This window comes from Cupriavidus sp. SIMBA_020 (genome assembly GCF_046535395.1).
GTDB classification, from domain to species: domain Bacteria; phylum Pseudomonadota; class Gammaproteobacteria; order Burkholderiales; family Burkholderiaceae; genus Cupriavidus; species Cupriavidus campinensis.
Map to the genome: position 1 here is coordinate 1 of NZ_JAWRWU010001100.1, position 255 is coordinate 255.

Annotated in this window: 1 protein-coding gene; it reads right to left on the reverse strand. The window is 57.6% G+C overall.

Annotated elements, in window-relative coordinates; all coding sequences use genetic code 11:
- Positions 1-124: LysR family transcriptional regulator (locus tag SB751_RS32910; RefSeq protein WP_410749368.1), on the reverse strand; the 124-nt coding region annotated here is incomplete at its 3' end.
- Positions 125-255: the final 131 nt, after the last annotated feature.

Sequence of the window (255 nt, forward strand, 5' to 3'; positions counted from 1 at the left end):
CGTCTTCGAGCTTCGCGATCTGCTGGCTCAGCGAAGGCTGCGCCACGAAGAGCTTTTCGGCGGCCTTGCCCAGACTGCCGTAATCGACGATGTGCACGAAATAGCGAAGCTGACGAACGTCCATGAGGTGCTGCCCTTCCTGCCGGTTCAAGCGAGGGTCATAGGATACCCTTATGACCGGCACATTCAATCGGTATTTCCGCCGCGCCGGACATTCGCCTACAGTCGCCTCATTCCTATTGCAAAAAGCGCTGG